This window comes from Mesorhizobium sp. B3-2-1 (assembly GCF_006439515.1).
Taxonomy (GTDB): domain Bacteria; phylum Pseudomonadota; class Alphaproteobacteria; order Rhizobiales; family Rhizobiaceae; genus Mesorhizobium.
Genome location: NZ_VFTI01000032.1, coordinates 1 through 18909, shown reverse-complemented (window position 1 = coordinate 18909; position 18909 = coordinate 1). Strand labels below are relative to the sequence as shown.

The following is an 18909-nucleotide window of genomic DNA, read 5'->3' as shown; positions in this document are numbered from 1 at the left end:
TTTTCCGAAGGCGGCAGGCGGAACGAAATTGAGGGTGGTTCATGGCCGAAGTGATTGACGGAAAGAGCGTCGCCGAAGACGTGGTGCGGATGGTCAAGGCGCTGACCGCCGAGCTGGTCGCCAAGGGCAAGGCCAAGCCGGGTCTGGCCGTGGTCATCGTCGGCGAGGATCCGGCGAGCCAGGTCTATGTCGCCTCCAAATCCCGCACCGCAAAGGAATGCGGCTTTCATTCGCTTCAGCACACGCTGCCGGCCGAGACGTCCGAGGCGGCACTGCTCAAGCTCATCGCCGAGCTCAACGCCGACCCGGCCATCAATGGCATCCTGGTCCAGCTTCCTCTGCCCGCCCATGTCGATGCCGGCAAGATCATCCAGGCCATCGCGCCGCAGAAAGATGTCGACGGCTTCCATTTCATCAATGTCGGCAAGCTCGGCACCGGCGAACTCGACACGGCCTTCGTTCCCTGCACGCCCGCCGGCTCGATGCTCCTGATCGAGCGCGTGCGCGGCAAGGACCTGTCCGGCCTCAACGCCGTCGTCGTCGGCCGCTCCAACATCGTCGGCAAGCCGATGGCCAACCTGCTGCTTGCCGCCAACTGCACCGTCACCATCGCCCACAGCCGCACCAAGGACCTGCCGGCGCTTGCCCGCACGGCCGACATCCTTGTCGCCGCCGTCGGCAGGCCGGAGATGATCAGGGGCGATTGGGTCAAGCCCGGCGCCACCGTCATTGATGTCGGCATCAACCGCATTCCCGCCCCCGAGAAGGGCGAGGGCAAGTCGCGTCTCGTCGGCGATGTCGCCTATGCCGAAGCGGCCAAGGCGGCGGGCGCGATTACCCCGGTGCCCGGCGGTGTCGGGCCGATGACCATTGCCATGTTGATGGCCAATACGTTAGCTTCGGCCTACCTTGCGGCCGGATTGAAGCGGCCTTCCTTCTGAGCCCGGGTTGACCCTGAAAGCCGCAGCTTTGCCGAATCCCTCTGTTTCCCCGGAACGGCCGGTCACGAATGATCCCGTTCAAGGCGGCCGGCAGTTCGCTTTCCTGCTGGTCGACAAGTTTTCCATGTTCTCCTTGGCCGCCGCGATCGACACGTTCCGGTCGGCGAACCGCCTGCTTGGCCGCGATTTCTACGGCTGGACAACGGTCTCCGCCGATGGCGATCCGGTGATGGCCTCCAACGGCCTGCCGCTCAAGATCGACTACGCCGTCGCCGACCTGCCGCCTGTCGACATACTCTTCGTCTCGGTCGGCCTGACCACCGAATTTCCCGGCAAGAGCAAGGTTCTGGCGGCGTTGCGCAGCTGGGGCCGGCGCGGCAACGCGCTTGGTGCCTTGTCGGTCGGATCCTACCTGCTGGCCGAGGCCGGCCAGCTCGAAGGCTATCGCTGCACCATCCATTGGGAAAACCGCGCCGGCTTCGTCGAGCGCTTTCCCGACATCAACTGCACGGGCAATGTCTTCGAGATCGACCGCAAACGCTACACCTGCGCCGGCGGCACCACCTCTATCGATCTGATGCTGGAGATCGTGCGTGGCGATTTCGGCTCCAACCTCGCCAATGGCGTCGCCAACCAGTTCCAGCACGAGCGCATCCGCTCCGCCGGGGACCGCCAGCGCGTCGGACCGGAACGCGACTTGACCGGCAAGTCGGAGAAGCTCAGGCGCATCGTCGAATTGATGGCCGATCATCTCGACGAGCCGCTGTCGGCGGTACAGCTCGCCAAGTCCGCAGGCCTTTCGGTGCGCCAGGTGGAGCGGCTGTTCCTGCGCCATCTCAACGTCACGCCCGGGCGCTACTACATGCGGCTGCGGCTGGAGCGGGCGCGCGAATTGCTGCGTCAGACCAACATGCCGATCCTCGACGTGGCGATCGCGACGGGCTTCACCTCGCATTCCTATTTTGCCCAGAGCTATCGGCTGCAGTTTGGCCGCCCGCCTTCGGAAGAGCGCCGCACGACCTACTGAATTGGTACGCGGGAGCCTATGCGAGCTTCGTTGACAGCGGTGGGTTGTGTCCCGGCACGCGCTCAAATAGCTTCAGCCGGCGGACGAGGGGGCTAACTCAGGAGATTTCGATGGCGGGACTTGCACGGAGCGTCGCTGCGGCGATCCTCCTTTTGTCGATGACGACATTCGGCTTTGCCGCCAACAAGGTCATCATCATCCTCGACGCGTCGGGATCGATGTGGGCGCAGATCGATGGCAAGCCCAAGCTGGAAATCGCCCGTGAATCGCTGAGGACCGTGCTTCAATCGGTTCCCGCGGACGACGAGATCGGCTTCATGGCCTATGGCCATCGCGAGAAAGGCAGCTGCGAGGATATCCAGCTCATCGTGCCGCCTCAGGCAGGCTCGGCAAGCGCCATCTCGGCAGCGGCCGACAGTATGAAATTCCTCGGCAAGACGCCGCTGACGGCAGCCGTCAAGCAGGCGGCCGAAGCGCTGAGATACACCGAGGACAAGGCGACCGTCGTCCTCATCACCGATGGGCTCGAAACCTGCGGCGGCGACCCTTGTGCGCTTGGCAAGGAACTCGAAGCCTCCGGCGTCGATTTCACCGCCGACGTCGTCGGCTTCGGGCTGACCGCCGACGAAGGCAAGCAGATCGCCTGCCTCGCCGAGAACACCGGCGGCAAGTACATTCAGGCTTCCGACGAGAAGGCGCTGCAGGAAGCGCTGGTCGAGACCGTCGCGGCGTCGGCACCGGCGCCCGAGCCGGCACCGGCCCCCGCTCCGGACCCGGCAAAGTCCGAGTTCAATTTCATGCCGACCGTGGTGCTGGCCGAGGGCGGCGATCCAGTCACCGACGGGAATGCCTGGGAAGTCTACAAGGCCAAATCGGACGGCACGCGCGGCGACAACATCACCACCGAATACGGCGAGTACAAAGCCACTCTGGAACCGGGCGACTACATCATCGTCGCGCGCGACGGCGAGGCCAAGGTGGAGCAGAAGGTCAAGATCGAGGCAGGCCAGGTCTACAGGCCGCTGTTCACCTTGAATGCGGGCACGCTGATCCTGCATCCGCGCCCCAGCCAAGGTGCCGATGTGGCCAGCGGGGCGGCTGTCGTGATCGCCTATCCCGGCGTCGACAACCCCCCGACCTATTATGGAGACACGAAAGTCGTCTTTCCGGCCGGCGACGAGAAAGTGACCGTCACGATCGGGCAGGGCGTGGTCACCGAAACGATTCCGCTCGCTGCCGGCAGGGTGATCGACCAGGACATCATCGTCGGCGTCGGCCATATCGTTGCCAACGCCTATTATGCGGCCGGCGGCGACAAGGCCGATGGTTCAGGCATCGGCTTCAAGGTGCTCAAGGCCAAGAAGAAGATCGATGGCACCCGCGACGAGGTCACGTATGCCTATGGCCCCGACAGCAAGTTCGACCTGCCGCCCGATGACTATGTGTTGATCGCGACGGTTGACCTCGCGGTCGTGGAACAGCCTTTCAGCGTCAAGGTCGGCGAGTTCCAGGACCTCAAGGCCACCATGAATGCCGGCGTGCTGGCGATCACGGCGCCCGGCACCTCCAAGATCGAGATTTTCGAGACGAAGAAGGACATCAATGGCAATCGCAAGTCGATCGGCTACGCCTATGACGAGAAGTATCAGGCCGCGATAGCGGCGGGCGACTACGCGGTGATCTCGGAGAAGGCGGACAACAGCAAGAAGGAAGGCACCGTGACCGTGAAGGCTGGAGAGCGGGTTGAACTGACGGTGCAATAAGGATTGCGATTTCGACCAGCAAAAAGGGCGGCCACGAGCCGCCCTTTTTCATGCCGCACAGAATGCCTCAGGCGGTTCCAAAGGCGCCGGCGCCGTGGTCGGCGCGGCCCACCAATTGGCGGAAACCGGCGAACAGCTCGCGGCCGAAGCCGAACTCGTTGCCGATCAGGTCGGCTTCGGCCGTGCGGCGCAGCGCGAATTCCGTCCCTGGCACCAGCACCTCCAGCGTGCCGGCATCGGCGTCGAGGCGGATGATGTCGCCGTCATGGATTCGCGCGATCGGCCCTTCCTCGACCGCTTCCGGCGTGACATGGATCGCCGCCGGCACCTTGCCGGAGGCGCCCGACATGCGCCCGTCCGTGACCAGCGCGACACGTTGGCCGCGGTCCTGCAGGATGCCGAGCACGGTGGTCAGCTTGTGCAGTTCCGGCATGCCGTTGGCCTTCGGCCCCTGGAAGCGGATGACGGCGATGAAATCACCGGTGAGCGTACCGGCCTTGAAAGCGTCGTTCAGCCCCTGCTGGCTATCGAACACCTTGGCCGGCGCCTCGATGACGCGTCGCTCCGGCTTGACGGCCGAAGTCTTGATAACGGCATGGCCAAGATTGCCTGAAAGCACCTTGAGGCCACCGGTCGGCTGGAACGCCTTGTTGAACGGCGCCAGCACCTTTTCGTCGCCGCTGTCACGAGGCGATGCCTCGCGCACCACGCTGCCGTCGGCGCCGAGCTTTGCCTCGACCGCGTAGGGCCGCAGGCCCTCGCCCCACACCGTCTGCACATCCTCGTGCAGGATGCCTTCGTCGAGCAGTTCGCGGATCAGGAAGCCGAGCCCGCCCGCCGCGTGGAAATGGTTCACGTCGGCAAGGCCGTTCGGATAGACGCGCGCGAGCAGCGGCACCGCTTCCGAGAGATCGGAAATATCCTGCCAGGTCAGCGCAATGCCGGCGGCAGCCGCCATGGCGATCAGGTGGATGGTGTGGTTGGTCGAGCCGCCGGTTGCATGCAGGCCGACGACGCCGTTGACGAACGAGCGTTCGTCAATCATCCGCCCGACCGGCGTATAGGCATTGCCCAGCGCGGTGATCGCCAGCGCCCGCTTCGTCGCTTCGCGGGTCAAGGCATCGCGCAACGGCGTGCCTGGATTGACGAAGGACGCGCCCGGCGTGTGCAGGCCCATCATCTCCATCAGCATCTGGTTGGAATTGGCCGTGCCGTAGAAGGTGCAGGTGCCTGGCCCATGGTATGACTTGGACTCGGCTTCCAAGAGTTCGGCGCGACCTGCCTTGCCCTCGGCATAGAGCTGGCGGACCTTGGCCTTCTCATCGTTGGGAAGGCCTGTCGTCATCGGGCCGGCCGGAATGAACACCGCCGGCAGATGGCCGAAGGTCAGTGCGGCGATCACCAGTCCCGGCACGATCTTGTCACAGACGCCGAGATAGACGGCGGCGTCGAACATGTTGTGCGACAGGCCGATCGCGGCTGCCATGGCGATCACGTCGCGCGAGAACAGCGACAGCTCCATGCCGGGCTGGCCTTGTGTCACGCCATCGCACATCGCCGGCACGCCGCCGGCGACCTGGGCGATGCCGCCGGCCTCGTGCGCGGCCTGCTTGATCAGGGCCGGGAAGGTCTCGAAGGGCTGATGCGCCGACAGCATGTCGTTGTAGGAGGTGATGATGCCGAGATTGGGCACCTTGTCGGCGCCGAGCGCCAGCTTTTCCGAGGGGCTGCACACCGCGAACCCGTGGGCAAGATTGCCGCAGGACAGCACCGACCGGTTGGCGGTCTGGTTCGACGCTTCGGCGATACGGCTGAGGTAACGCTCTCGGCTCGGTTTGGAGCGCTGGCGTATCCGCTCGGTGATGGCTTCGATATCGCGTCTTGCGGTCATGGCATCAGGTCCTTTCAGCCGAGGTCCCGGAAACATCCTCCCGCCGTTGCCGGGACCATTTGTAAACTTGAAATCAGGGCGCCCAGAAAACCTCCACGGGCTCGGGCGATGCGTCGAGCACGGCGCGGATCGGCTTACGCGGTCCGGGCGCGACAGCGTTGTCGAAGGCGACGCGCTTGTCCTCGCCCTCTATGTGCAAGGCGAGGAAACCCGCGTCGATGATGCGGGCGAGCGTCAGGGTCAGCCGCGGCTCGCCGGCGCTTTTGGCATGAACGGGCAGGATGATCCGGCCGGAGGCCGGGTCGAGCAGCTTCGGCAGATCGTCGGCGTCGGGAAAGAACGAGGCGGTGTGGCCGTCTGGCCCCATGCCGAGCACCACGACATCGAGCGGCCAGGGCAGGGATCGCAGTGCCGCATCGTCGGATGCCGCGGCATCCTCGACGCCGATGGCATCATGATAGAGCGGCACGAAACGGGCCGCCTTGGCCGCGTTCTGCAGCAGGTTTGCTGCCAGCAGCCCGGCATTGGATCGCGGCGAGGAGGCCGGCACGAAGCGTTCGTCGACCAGCGTCACGATCACCTTGTCCCAAGCGATCGGCGCCGCTGAGAGAGCGGCAAAGAACTTTGCCGGCGTCGTGCCGCCGGAGACAGCCAGCAACGCCACCCCGCGCCGGTCGATCGCTTTCGTCAGGCGGTCGGCGACGCGGCCAGCCAGCGCCGAGGCCAGCTGCGGACGGTCGGCAAAGGCATTCCAGTTGTAGCTGACGCTGTTCAATTGCTCTCGTGCCATGTCCGCCCGTCACGTTCGATCAGCGCTATCGATGCTGACGGCCCCCATGTGCCTGCCGTATAGCCCTGTGCTTCCTGCTTGGCGCCTTCCCAGGCATTCTGGATCGGGTCGATCCACTTCCAGGCGGCTTCCACCTCGTCGCGACGCATGAACAGGGTCTGGTTGCCACGGATGACATCCATGATCAGCCGTTCATAGGCGTCGGGCGCGCGGCCGTCGAAAGACTGCGCGAAACTCATGTCGAGCGAGATCTGACGCAGCCGCATGCCGCCGGGGCCCGGATCCTTGATCATGATGTACTGCTTGACGCCTTCGTCCGGCTGCAGCCGGATGACCAGCTGGTTGGCGAAGATCGGCCCCGCGCCGCTGTCGCCGAAGATCGAATGCGGGATCGGCTTGAACTCGATGACGATTTCCGAAACCCGGGTCGTCAGCCGCTTCCCGGTCCTGAGATAAAACGGAACACCTGCCCAGCGCCAGGTACCGATCTCGGCCTTGATGGCGACGAAGGTCTCGGTGTTGCTGTCCTTGCCGAGCTCCTCGACATAACCTTTCACCGGTCCGCCAGCCGACGCGCCGGCGCGATACTGGCCACGCACGGTGTGCTTGGGCGCTTCGTTGCCGTTGATGCGCTTCAGCGCCCGCAGCACCTTCAGCTTCTCGTCGCGCACCGCGTCGGCGTCCATCGACGACGGTGCTTCCATGGCGACGAGGCAAAGCAGCTGAAGCATGTGGTTCTGCACCATGTCGCGAAGCGCGCCAGCCTTGTCGTAATAGGTGACGCGGTCTTCCAGGCCAACGGTCTCGGCGACGGTGATCTGCACGTGGTCGATATGGGCGGAGTTCCACAGCGGCTCGTAGAGCGCATTGGCAAAGCGCAGCGCCATCAGGTTCTGCACCGTCTCTTTGCCGAGATAATGGTCGATGCGGAAAATCTGGCTTTCGTGGAAGTCGTCGCCGACCAGGTCGTTGAGCGCCTGCGCCGAGGCGAGGTCGCGACCGATCGGCTTCTCCAGCACGATGCGCGAATTCGGCGTGATCAGATTGTGCTCTTTGAGCTTGTGCGAGATATCGCCGAACAGTGCCGGCGCCACGGCCAGGTAGAAGGCGCGGATGTGGTCGCTTTCGCCGATCGCCTTCTTCAGCTTGTCGAAGCCGGCGCCGCTCGTCGCATCGGCCGGGACGTAGGAAAGCCGCGCCAGGAAGGTCTTCAACTCCTTGGCATCGATGTCGGCCGGCTTGACATGGTCCGAAATCGCCTGCCTGGCGAAGGCCTGGAATTCCTCGTCGCTCATTTTCGAGCGCGACGTGCCGATGATGCGCGTCGGCTCGGAGAATTGATGGTCGCGCTGGCGGTAGTAGAGCGACGGCAGCAGCTTGCGCTCCGACAGGTCGCCGGTGCCGCCGAAGATGATGAAGTCGAAGGGGTCGACGGGGATGATCTGGCTGGTCATGGTCTGTCCGCTTTGACGCCGGTCGCGAGTACGCGGCTGATATATTCTAATCGATTTAAACTTTCCAGTGCCATGCTGTCACAGGGCCAATCGCTGGATATTGATTGGGTCCACATGTGCGCTTGACACTGGCGCCACCTGGAGGCTTGTCGGTGAACGAAGACTCCGGAAGCTTTCGCAGTTGCAGCATAGAACCTGAATGTGACGAAAGCTAAGGGAGAAATCGTACCCCGTCGCGGCACCGGCCGGGTTGTCACCCTTCCGTGCAAGCTGCGCGATGAACCCAGGGAGCGGTAAACGCATGCGTTTGGAAAACAAGGTCGCCATTATAACCGGTGCGGCATCAGGCTTCGGCGAAGGCATGGCCAAGCGCTTCGCGCAAGAGGGCGCCAGGGTCGTCGTTGCCGATCTCAACGCCAAGGGGGCGGAACGCGTCGCAGGCGAGATCGGCGCGGCGGCAATCTGGACGCAGACCGATGTCTCGTTGCGCTCCGAGTTCGACGAGATGGTCTATGCGGCCAAAAGCGCCTTCGGCCGCATCGACATCATGGTCAACAATGCCGGGTTCACCCATCGTAATGGCGACATGCTCAAGGTCGATGAGGAAACCTTCGACCTGATTACATCAGTCAACATGAAGGCGATCTATCACGCCGCGCTTGCCGTCGTGCCGATCATGGACCGGCAGGGCGGTGGCGTCATCCTGACCACGGCGTCCACCGCTGGCCTGCGGCCTCGGCCCGGCCTCACATGGTACAATGCCTCGAAGGGCTGGGCGATCACCGCCACCAAGTCGATGGCGGTGGAGCTCGCGCCGAAGAACATCCGCGTCAACTGCCTCTGCCCGGTGGCCGGCGAGACCGGCATGCTGGAGAAATTCATGGGCGCTGATACGCCCGAGATCCGCGAGACATTCCGCGCCTCGATCCCGCTCGGGCGGCTGTCGACTCCGCTCGATATCGCCAATGCGGCGCTATGGCTGGCCTCGGATGAGGCCGCCTTCATCACCGGCGTGGCGCTGGAAGTCGATGGCGGGCGCTGCATCTGAATGCGGCGATCTTCGGATATTACGCGCCGGGCTTGACGTAGCTCTTGTACACCCAGCCGTGCTTGCCGTTGTAGACGATCTCGCACCACTTCTTGCAGCCTATCAGTTGCACTGAAGTCCGGGCAGGCACCGTGCCGATGGGGGTAGCGCCCTTCTTCGGAGCACTGCGCATGGTCACAGTCCTGAGAATATGGCCGCTGCCCGCCGCCGCCACCTTGTGCGGCTTCGCTTTGGCTGCGTTATCCCCGCCTTGTGCATTCGCGGGCTTTTGTTCCGGTGCTTGCGGCTGCGTCTCCGGAATGGCTGCGGTCTGCGCGCCATCGGGGTTGCTGCTATTCGCAGGCGGGTTCGACGCGGCAACCTTGGCAAGCTCGTCGGTGGCATCGGTATCGGCAGACGATTGGGCGAATGCTGCCGCTGTTTTGCCAGGCGCCGGCTCAGGCTGCTTGGTTACCTGGCCGGGGGCGGCTGCTTGATCGGGATCAGTTGCCGCGGCAGCAGCCTTCGGCTGTGCCCCGGTCCAGCGGGGATCATTGGCCGCAAGCGCTTGTATATTAACCGCCGCCGCTGCCATGGCCGGTGAGACCTGGCTGGACTTGCGCTCCGCCCGCGGCGTCACGGCCGCCGCAGTCACCGTCGTCCCGGAGGGGGGAACTTTCGTCGTCTTCACCGGAATGGCTGGAATGCTCTGCGCGGGGCTGGCGGCCGCTTGCCTCTCGCTGGTCGGCAATGCCAGCCAGAGTGCCACGGCGGCAACGCCGAGCAGTGCGGCGGTGCCGACCGCGGCAATGACCAGGTGCGAGTTCGAACGGACTCCCTGCCAGAATGACGGGCGCATGTCATAGCCGAACTGCATGGCAAAGCGCCGACGTTCCGGAGCACCGAAACTGAAGGGCTCTCTCACTCTTGCCACCTCCATAAGCGGGCCGGTGTTCTTTCGATCAGATATCGCAAATCATGCGTTCGATCAGCATCGGTCCAAAAACGCGGACAGGCCCGCAACAATCCCCGAACAATCGCCCAGATGCGGACCTTTCGCCCGCGATTGTGGCATCAGTACGCCATTACCAAGGATTCTGCGCCTTTGCCGGCAATTCCGCAATGTGTCGCCCGGGCAACAAATGTTACATGGATATTACAATATTACATTAGATCGTGATCGCATGGGATAACGGCCATCCAATCTCTGCCTAAAGCACGTCGCCTCGAAACGGACTTATACAACGCACTTTTAGATCTTGTTTTGATGCAGGTCGTTCTTCCCCGAGCAGGTCACTTTTGCACGACGCATTAGATCCTGTCCCGCAGCGCGAACCAGTTGAGCGCGAGGAAAAGCAGCGGCGCGCGGAACCGGCGGCCGCCAGGAAATGGCGGAATTTTCAGCCCCTCGATCAGCTTCAGCCGGTCGCGGTTGCCGGCGACGGTTTCGGCATAGAGTTTGCCGAAGAAGTTGGACAGCATGACGCCGTGACCCGAATAGCCGCCGGCCGAGATCACATTCGGCATCACTTCGCGCACGAACGGCTTTCTCGGCACAGTGATGCCGACATAACCGCCCCAGCCATGGGTGATCTCGACATCGCTCAGTGCCGGATAGAGTTCCGCGATCTGGCGGCGAATGTGGATGTGGATATCCTTCGGATCGTTGACGCCATAGACCTCGCGTCCACCGAACAGCAGCCGGCCATCCCTGGATTTGCGGAAATAGCGCACGACGAAACGGGAATCGTCGACCGATTCGCCCCCCGGCAGCACTTTCGAATCAGACCCCAGCGGCACGGTCGCGCCGATGAAGGATCCGATCGGCATTATGTGCGCGGCACTGACCGGCTCGAGCGTACCGCCATAGGCATTGACCGCGATCAGGCATTTCTGCGCCGAGATCGTCCCTCTCGGTGTGGAAACCCTGACCTTGCCCCCGACGGAAATGATGCCGGTCGATGGCGTCCCTTCGAACAGGTGCGCGCCGGCCTGTGCCGCCACCCGCGCAGTGCCGATCACCAGTTTCATCGGATGGATGTGGCCGGTGTCGGTGTCGCGCGTGCCGCCGAAATAGGCGCTCGAGCCCAGCCGCTCCGCCGTCTCCTTCGCATCCATGAATGAGATGTGCGGGTAGGAAAAGCGATTGGCCATGATCTCGGCATGCGCCTTGTAATCATCGACATAGCGCGGCTTGTGCGCGACCGAAAGCTGGCCTGGCATGTAGTCGATATCGATCTGATTGACGGCCGCGAAGTCAAGCAGGTGGGCTTTGGCCTCCTCCGCGAGATCGAACAGTGCCTTGGCGCGGGAAAGGCCATATTCGGCCTCCAGATCCTCGGCCCAGGCGCGCTGCCCGGTGCCGAGCTGGCCGCCATTGCGCCCGGAAGCGCCATCGCCGAAGCGATGCGCCTCGATCAGCACCACGTCCGCTCCAGCCTTGGCCAGATAAACCGCCGCCGACAGGCCGGTAAACCCACCGCCGATGATGACGACATCGCAGGTCCGGCCGCCGTCGAGCGCCGGATATTCAGGCCGTGGTCCAGCCGTGTCCTCATACCAGGAGCGGCCGGGCGAGATCGGGGATTGATAGTTCATGACTGGTCAGACGTTGAGCAGCAGATATTCCCGCTCCCACGGACTGATCACTTCCATGAACGTCTCGAATTCCGCACGCTTGATCGCGGCATAGGTGGCGGCGAAGGACTTGCCCAGCAGTGCGCCGAGTTCCTCGTCGCCTTCGAACAGGTCGACGGCTTCGAGCAGGCTGCGGGGCAGGTCGATCTCGTCCGCGTTGGCGGTCGTCAGCACTGGCGGTTCGGCCTTGATCTTCCTGGTGATGCCGATCAGCCCGCAGGCGAGGGAGGCCGCCAGCGCCAGGTAGGGATTGGCGTCGGAGGACGGAATGCGGTTCTCGACGCGCCGCGCCGCAGGGTCGGAACGCGGCACCCGGAACGCCGTGGTGCGGTTGTCGTAGCCCCATTTGTTGTTGACGGGAGCCGATGCCGCCTGCGTCAGCCGCCGGTAGGAGTTGACGTAGGGCGCGAACATCACCAACGCGTTCGGCACGTGCTTCTGCATGCCGCCGATGAAATGGAAGAAAGCCTCGGTTTCGGAACCATCCTCGGCCGAAAAGATGTTCCTGCCCGTCTTTTTGTCGACGATCGACTGGTGGATATGCATGGCCGAGCCCGGTTGGCCCTGGATCGGCTTGGCCATGAAGGTCGCGTAGATCTCGTGCTTGAGTGCCGCCTCGCGGATGGTGCGCTTGAACATGAATACCTGGTCGGCAAGTTCGATCGGGTCGCCATGGCGCAGATTGATCTCGAGCTGGCCGGCACCCTCTTCGTGGATGAGCGTGTCGATCTCCAGCCCCTGGCTTTCGGAGAAATGGTAGATGTCGTCGATCAGTTCGTCGAACTCGTTGACGCCAGCGATCGAATAGCCGGCGCCGCCGCCGATCGCGCGCCCCGAGCGGCCGACGGGCGGGGTCAATGGATAGTCCGGGTCCGGATTCTTGCGCACGAGATAGAACTCGATCTCGGGCGCCACGACCGGCTTCAGCCCAAGCTTGTCATAGGCCGCCAGCACTCGCTTCAGCACATTGCGCGGCGTGAACTCGACCGAGCGGCCGTCCTGGTGGACGAGGTCGCAGATGACGGCGGCCGTCGGGTCTTCTTCCCAGGGCACCACGGTCAATGTCGACAGGTCCGGCATCAACTTGAGGTCGCCGTCGTCCTCCGGGTAATGAAAGCCGTTGCCGTCCTCCGGATAGCCGCCGGAAATCGTCGTCATGAAGACGGCCGAGGGCAGCGCCAGTGAGGTGTTGGAGGTGAATTTCTTCGACGGCATCATCTTGCCGCGCGCCACGCCGGCCTGATCGGGCGTGATGCATTCGATATCCTCGATGCCGCGCCATTCCAGCCAATCGCTGACTTCCTTCCAGTTCTTCACACCCCGCAGGTTTTTCACAAAGGCAGGCGTGCGCGCCCGTCCTCCGCGGCTCGACGGACGGACTTCCTTTTTTGCAGGCGGCATCATTCACCAGATTGGGTTGCGGATTTCGAAGTATAGCTGTGCCGCGCGATGGAAGGGAAGGGGAGCCACCGCCGGCATTTGCCGTTGCAGGTTGAAAATCGCCTGCCGGTCGGCTTAGGTTTGGTGTCTTCCCGCACTTTGAGAAGCCGGCGATGCGAACCAGCAGCGAACTGACCACGATCGGCTTCGATGCCGACGACACGCTTTGGCAGAACGAACAATTCTTCCGCATGACGGAAAAGCGCTTTGCCGCCATGCTGGCCGATCATGGTGAGGAGCAGCAGATCTCGGCGCGGCTGTTGGAGGCCGAGCGGCGCAACCTTGCGATCTATGGCTTCGGCATCAAGGGATTTACGCTCTCGATGATCGAAACGGCGATCGAGGTCACCGACGGGCGCGTGCCTGCCTCGGTCATATCGGAGGTGCTCGACGCCGGTCGCCAGATGCTGGGCCATCCGATCGAGCCCTTGCCGCATGCGCGCGAGACGGTCGAGAAACTCGCCGGCACCTTCCGCCTCGTGCTGATCACCAAGGGCGATCTGTTCGATCAGGAGCGCAAGCTCGCCGGCTCCGGGCTGGGCGACCTGTTCGACGCTGTCGAGATCGTCAGCGACAAGACTGCCGCGACCTATGCCCGCCTCTTCAACCGCCATGGCGACGGCCCGGCAAGGAGCATGATGGTTGGCAATTCGCTGAAGTCGGACGTGGTGCCCGCCATCGAGGCAGGCGGCTGGGGCGTCCATGTGCCGCACGAACTGACCTGGGTGCTCGAACATGTCGAGGCGCCGGTCGCAGAGCCGCGTTTCCGCCAGATATCCGATCTCGGTCAATTGCCGGAACTGATAGAAGGCATCGCGAAGTCGGGCTGATCGCGGCTTTGATTATTTGCCTTTTGCATAATTCCGGACGGAAAACCGCTGCACGACTTTCCCGGAATTGCCTCAGCGGCTGATCAGACGATCGATCACCGGTTGCAACCGTTCGGGCGTTATCGGCTTGGCCACCACCACGTCGACGACATTGGCCAGGCCAAGGCTCTCCGGCGTGCCATTCTTGGTTGAAAGCAGGATCACGGGAGGAAGCGATTTGCCCGAAGCCCGGCGCAACGTTTCGATGCCGGGCATCAGATTGTCGCAGTCCTTGTTGTCGGGACCGCCGTCGAGGACAATTGCTCCCGGCACCAGCGTTCGCAAGGTTTTCGCCGCGATATCAGGCGGTTCCGAGATTGGTCTGAGCCCGGACCGCTCGACGATCTTCGATACGACGACCCGGTTGATCGGCGATTTCCCGACAACAAGCACCCGCGAGAGATCGCGGATCGTCTCCGTGCTTGAATCCCGAGTCATCAGATTTACATGTTTTGCGGTCTCGCCATCGCGATTCACTGGGCACCCAAGTCGGCCAAGAAGTTCGCCCCTATTTCAATGCAGAGTTGAATCTGGGCGACAATTGGCGTGAGATCGGACCCTATGTCAAGTTGAAATAAAAGAACCTGCTGTCGCCCTCCACAACAGTGGATTCAAGCAACAGTACTGTACTGCTCTGTCCATCGTTCGGTTGCGTAAAAATAAAATTCACCTGCGCATACATTGCGCAGGTGAAGGGCCGCTTGGACGATTTCCGATCAGCCATGGCTCTGCTGAGTGACGATCACCGGGATCAGCAGATCGCCCCAATTGCCGTCGCCGCCATGATGCCTTGCCGAGCGCACGAGCTCCACCGAGACGCCCGCCTCGACCGCCTTCATCACCGACTGGTTGAGCCTGTGCAGATCGTTGGCCAGCATGCGGATCGTCGCCTGCTGGTCGACGCTCATCGTGGTCGATTGCTCTTCTGCCCTTTCCTTGACACGGCTTATCGATGCCATTGGTCTTCTCCTATGTCCTTGCCCTCTCGGGCGTTTCCTCTGTTGGTCGTCTTTTTTGGCGAGCTCACTCCGCTGCCGGCTTGAACTGCGCGTGCTCGGTCGATTCATGCATGGCGGTGGTCGACGACCGGCCCCCGGTGATCGCCATCGAGACGGCATCGAAATAGCCGGTGCCGACTTCACGCTGGTGCTTGGTCGCCGTATAGCCATTGGCTTCCGCCGCGAATTCCGCTTCCTGCAACTCGGAATAGGCCGCCATCTGCCGCGCCTTATAGCCGCGGGCGAGTTCGAACATGCCGTAGTTGAGCTGGTGGAAGCCGGCCAGCGTAATGAACTGGAACTTGTAGCCCATGGCGCCCAGTTCCCGCTGGAACTTGGCGATCGTCGCGTCGTCGAGATTCTTCTTCCAGTTGAATGACGGCGAGCAATTATAGGCGAGCAGCTTGTCCGGATGGTGCCTGCGCACCCCCTCGGCGAATTTCTTGGCCTGGGCCAGGTCGGGCTTCGAGGTCTCGCACCAGATCAGGTCGGCGTGGGGCGCATAGGCAATGGCCCGCGCGATGCAAGGCTCGATGCCGTTCCTGACCTGATAGAAGCCTTCCACCGTACGGCCGGCATCATAGTCGACGAAGGGCTGGTCGCGCTCATCGATATCGGAAGTGAGCAGCTTTGCCGCTTCCGCGTCGGTCCGTGCCACGACCAGGGTGGGCGTGCCCATCACGTCGGCCGCGAGCCGCGCCGCGTTGAGGTTGCGGATGTGCGCCGCGGTCGGGATCAGCACCTTGCCGCCGAGATGGCCGCACTTCTTCTCCGACGCCAGCTGGTCCTCATAGTGGACGCCGGCGGCACCCGCCTCGATGAACGCCTTCATGATCTCGAAGGCGTTGAGCGGGCCGCCGAAGCCGGCTTCCGCATCGGCAACGATCGGCGCGAACCAGGTCTCGACGGAAAGCCCCTTGCCTTCGGAGGTCTCGATCTGGTCGGCGCGCTGCAGCGTGCGGTTGATACGCTTGACCAGTTCGGGCGCCGCATTGGCCGGATAGAGCGACTGGTCCGGATACATCGCCGAGGCGGTGTTCGCGTCGGCGGCAACCTGCCAGCCCGACAGATAGATCGCCTTCAGCCCCGCACGCACCTGCTGCATCGCCTGGTTGCCGGACATGGCGCCCAATGCATTGACGAAGTCCTCTTCGTGGATGAGCTTCCACAGCCGGTTGGCACCCATTTCGGCAAGGCTCTGTCTGATCTGCACGGAACCGCGCAGCCGCTTCACGTCCTCCGGCGAATAGGGGCGTTCAATGCCGTCGAAGCGGCCTTCAGGCGCCGAGGGGACAAGGTTGTAAAAATCAGTCATTGGTCGCTCCGAAGGATTTCTGCGCGATGTCCGTGCGCCAGTTGTCGGGGGTACTTCTATGTGACTGAATTTACATTGCGCCGCAAAATGAGCCAGGAAAATCAGGAAATCCCACCGGATATAAGGGAAAATCTGTATTGTGTTTGACAGGGAGGCATTGTAAATTTGTCAATCCTGTAAAGGCAAGCAAGCCGGGATCGCGACTGATTTCATGTAATTTCCTGTCAAGGATAGTCGATGGCTGACCAGAAGATTTTCGCCGGGCCGCGCATTCGCCGCATCCGCAACGCCAAGGGCCTGACCCAGACGGCGATGGCCGAGGGGCTCGGCATCTCGCCCTCCTACCTCAACCTGATCGAGCGCAACCAGCGGCCGCTGACGGTGCAGCTGATCCTGAGGTTGGCCTCCGTCTACAAGGTCGATCCGCATGAGCTTCAGGGCGAGGCGAGGGGGTCGGTCGCTGGCCTGAAGGAGGTGTTCACCGATCCGCTGCTGGTCGGCGAGCTGCCGGGGGACCAGGAACTGATCGAGCTTGCCGAGGCGGCGCCCAATGCCTCCGCGGCGGTGATAAAACTGTTCCGCGCCTATCGCGAGCAGGCCGAGCGGCTGTCCGACATCAACGAGCTTCTGGCGCGCGAGGGCCGTGCGACCGCGCTCTCCGGCGCCCGGCTGCCGATCGACGAGGTGCACGAGATTTTCGAGCGGCGGCCGAACCATTTTTCCTCGCTCGAGGAAGAGGCCGAGGCGTTCACGTCGGTGCTCGATCCCGGCGACGACCTGTTTGGCGCCTTGAAGGCATGGCTGAGGCGCGAATACGGCATCGTGGTCAAGGTTCTGCCGGTCGCCACCATGCCGAACTGGCGCCGCCGCTACGACCGTCACTCGCAGCGCCTGTTCCTGTCCGAGCGCCTGTCGCCATTCGACCAGTTGCGTGAAGTCGCGATGGAGGCCTGCCTGATCCGCATGACGGTCGCGGTCGCCGGCGAGATCCAGGCGCTGAGGCTGGCCACGGACGAGGCGCGCCGCCTTGCCCGCTTCGAACTCGGCCGCTATGCCGCCCATGCGCTGATGATGCCTTACCAGCCCTTTCACGCGGCGGCCGTTCGCTCACGCTATGACATCGACGTCCTGCGCTCGCGCTTTGGCGTCTCCTTCGAGCAGGCGGCAAACCGCCTGACCATGCTGCAGCGGCCAGGTGCTTCTGGCGTGCCCTTCTTCATGCTCGAGGTCGACAATGCCGGAAATCGCTTTCGCAAGGCCGGCAGCCAGGGCTTTCCGCAAAGCCGATTTGGCGGCGGCTGTCCCAAGCTTCCCGTGCATGTCGCCTTCACCCAACCCGGCCAGATCTTCGTCGAGGCGGTGGAAATGCCCGACGGCGCCGAGTTCCTGTGCATCGCCCGCACGCTGGAAGGGCCGCAAGGCGCATTCTCGGAACGCCCGCGCCGCACGGCACTGCTGCTTGGCTGCGACATCGGTTTTCGCGACGACATCGTCTATGGCGCGGCCCTGCCCGGCACGGCAGTCGGCCCGAAGGTAGGGGCGGTCACCATCGCGGCGACGCCCATCGGACCGGCCTGCCGGCTTTGCGAGCGTGTCGGCTGCCTGGCGCGCGCCGAGCCGCCGGTGACGCGACCCCTCGGCCTCGATGAGATGGTGACCGGCCTGAGCGCGTTCGATTTCCAGTAAGGTCGCCGCCCGGGGAGGGCATGGTGGGTCAGGTTCTTCTTTGGTTGTGCAAACAACAAGCCGTCACGCGCCCAACATTGCGAGCAACAATATTGATTGAGCATTGGTAGTAAGATATCAAACCTCTAGCTGCGGATCGGCGGGGGTGTTGATGGGCAGGACGGTTCTTTGGGTTGGTCTGGGCCTTGCCCTGGCGATCTCGCCCGCATTTGCGGAGAAATCCTCGGGATTCTTCAAGTCCTATGAAGCTTACAATGATGCCGGCAAGGCGTTCTTGGATAAGATTGATCCGAAGATCGGCGCGGTGGACCTTGCCGAAGGTGTGCATCTCAATCTCGGAGATAAGTTCTACTTTCTGAGCAAGAAAGATACCGTCTCGGTCCTGACCGAGGCTTGGGGCAATCCACCCACTTCGGCTTCCGATGCCGTCGGCATGATCTTTCCAGCCAAATACGATCCCCTCTCGGACGGCAATTGGGGGATAGAACTGCGATGGGAAAAGATAGGCCATGTCGATGATGGCGATGCCGCATCAATCGATTATGGCGATCTGCTGCACAGCATGCAGGCGGACACCTTGTCGGGCAATGACCAAAGGCTGAAGGACGGCTTTCCGCCCATTACGCTCATTGGTTGGGCCTCACCGCCGGTCTATGATGCGGCAAACAAGCGTTTGCACTGGGCCAAGGAATTGCAATTCGGAAACGATAGCGTTCACACGCTCAACTACGACGTCCGTTTTCTCGGCAGGGAAGGCGTTTTCGTAATGAGCTATATCGCCACGGTGGAGCAGTTGCCGGAGATAAGGCAGAGCCTGGACGAAGTCCTTGGTCTTGCTGTCTTCAATGACGGAAAAAAGTACACGGATTTCACACCGGGCGCCGATACGGTTGCGGCAGTCGGCATTGGCGGCCTGATAGCCGGAAAATTGGCGGCAAAGGCAGGTCTTATCGCTGTGGCGCTCATTGCGCTGAAAAAATTTGGCCTGATCCTGCTAGGACGTAGTGACGATTTAACGGGTTGGGATTCCCAAGGAAGGGCAAATCAGATTCAACGCTGATTTTTGGAGGT

At 62.8% G+C, this 18909-nt stretch carries 16 protein-coding genes; 7 read left to right on the top strand and 9 right to left on the bottom strand.

The window, feature by feature from the left end; genetic code table 11:
• The first annotated feature begins 41 nt into the window (after positions 1-41).
• From folD to FJW08_RS26425, 3 genes are all read left to right on the top strand, one after another.
• Positions 42-941, top strand: a complete 900-nt coding sequence (gene folD / locus FJW08_RS26435; protein ID WP_140812915.1) for a bifunctional methylenetetrahydrofolate dehydrogenase/methenyltetrahydrofolate cyclohydrolase FolD — start codon at positions 42-44, stop codon at positions 939-941.
• 28 nt (positions 942-969) lie between these two features.
• Positions 970-1968, top strand: coding sequence for a GlxA family transcriptional regulator (locus FJW08_RS26430; protein WP_140758972.1), 999 nt, complete (start codon positions 970-972; stop codon positions 1966-1968).
• 110 nt (positions 1969-2078) lie between these two features.
• Positions 2079-3731 carry a VWA domain-containing protein gene (locus FJW08_RS26425; protein WP_140812914.1) on the top strand — a complete coding sequence of 551 codons (1653 nt, stop codon included), beginning with the start codon at positions 2079-2081 and terminating at the stop codon, positions 3729-3731.
• 67 nt (positions 3732-3798) lie between these two features.
• Here the strand turns inward: FJW08_RS26425 and edd are convergent, their stop codons facing one another.
• The 3 genes from edd to zwf all read right to left on the bottom strand — a co-directional run bounded on the left by edd (position 3799) and on the right by zwf (position 7866).
• The gene (gene edd, locus FJW08_RS26420) at positions 3799-5622 is read right to left on the bottom strand and encodes a phosphogluconate dehydratase (protein WP_140812913.1); all 1824 of its coding nucleotides are present in this window, start codon (positions 5620-5622) and stop codon (positions 3799-3801) included.
• Positions 5623-5695: 73 nt separating this feature from the next.
• A complete protein-coding gene (gene pgl, locus FJW08_RS26415; protein ID WP_140812912.1) occupies positions 5696-6412 on the bottom strand; it encodes a 6-phosphogluconolactonase in 717 nt (238 codons plus the stop codon).
• Positions 6394-7866: a glucose-6-phosphate dehydrogenase gene (gene zwf, locus FJW08_RS26410; protein WP_140758936.1), complete on the bottom strand. Its 1473-nt coding sequence runs from the start codon at positions 7864-7866 to the stop codon at positions 6394-6396. Before zwf ends, pgl begins: the two co-directional genes overlap by 19 nt.
• A gap of 301 nt (positions 7867-8167) precedes the next feature.
• On the opposite strand from zwf, the gene FJW08_RS26405 reads away from it, so the two are divergent.
• On the top strand, positions 8168-8914 hold the full coding sequence (locus tag FJW08_RS26405; protein ID WP_140812911.1) for an SDR family oxidoreductase: 747 nt from the start codon (positions 8168-8170) through the stop codon (positions 8912-8914).
• A 19-nt stretch (positions 8915-8933) separates the two neighbouring features.
• Here FJW08_RS26405 and FJW08_RS26400 read toward each other — a convergent pair whose 3' ends face one another.
• The 3 genes from FJW08_RS26400 to FJW08_RS26390 all read right to left on the bottom strand — a co-directional run bounded on the left by FJW08_RS26400 (position 8934) and on the right by FJW08_RS26390 (position 12934).
• A complete protein-coding gene (locus tag FJW08_RS26400; RefSeq protein ID WP_140812910.1) occupies positions 8934-9818 on the bottom strand; it encodes an SH3 domain-containing protein in 885 nt (294 codons plus the stop codon).
• Between the two features lie 386 nt (positions 9819-10204).
• A complete protein-coding gene (locus FJW08_RS26395; RefSeq protein ID WP_140812909.1) occupies positions 10205-11491 on the bottom strand; it encodes an FAD-binding oxidoreductase in 1287 nt (428 codons plus the stop codon).
• A 6-nt stretch (positions 11492-11497) separates the two neighbouring features.
• Positions 11498-12934, bottom strand: a complete 1437-nt coding sequence (locus FJW08_RS26390; protein WP_181183054.1) for a glutamine synthetase family protein — start codon at positions 12932-12934, stop codon at positions 11498-11500.
• Positions 12935-13083: 149 nt separating this feature from the next.
• Between FJW08_RS26390 and FJW08_RS26385 the strand changes: the two genes are divergently transcribed.
• Positions 13084-13800 carry an HAD family hydrolase gene (locus FJW08_RS26385; protein WP_140812907.1) on the top strand — a complete coding sequence of 239 codons (717 nt, stop codon included), beginning with the start codon at positions 13084-13086 and terminating at the stop codon, positions 13798-13800.
• Between the two features lie 72 nt (positions 13801-13872).
• Here FJW08_RS26385 and FJW08_RS26380 read toward each other — a convergent pair whose 3' ends face one another.
• The 3 genes from FJW08_RS26380 to aceA form a co-directional block, all read right to left on the bottom strand.
• Positions 13873-14277 carry a response regulator gene (locus FJW08_RS26380; protein ID WP_140812906.1) on the bottom strand — a complete coding sequence of 135 codons (405 nt, stop codon included), beginning with the start codon at positions 14275-14277 and terminating at the stop codon, positions 13873-13875.
• 278 nt (positions 14278-14555) lie between these two features.
• Entirely contained in the window at positions 14556-14798 is a 243-nt protein-coding gene (locus FJW08_RS26375; RefSeq protein ID WP_006202762.1) for a hypothetical protein, read from the bottom strand.
• A 64-nt stretch (positions 14799-14862) separates the two neighbouring features.
• A complete protein-coding gene (gene aceA / locus FJW08_RS26370) occupies positions 14863-16152 on the bottom strand; it encodes an isocitrate lyase (protein WP_140812905.1) in 1290 nt (429 codons plus the stop codon).
• A 237-nt stretch (positions 16153-16389) separates the two neighbouring features.
• Between aceA and FJW08_RS26365 the strand changes: the two genes are divergently transcribed.
• Positions 16390-17838, top strand: a complete 1449-nt coding sequence (locus tag FJW08_RS26365; protein ID WP_140812904.1) for an XRE family transcriptional regulator — start codon at positions 16390-16392, stop codon at positions 17836-17838.
• Between the two features lie 151 nt (positions 17839-17989).
• Positions 17990-18898 (top strand): DUF2167 domain-containing protein, encoded by a 909-nt coding sequence (locus tag FJW08_RS26360; protein WP_140812903.1) that lies wholly within the window; start codon positions 17990-17992, stop codon positions 18896-18898.
• Positions 18899-18909: the final 11 nt, after the last annotated feature.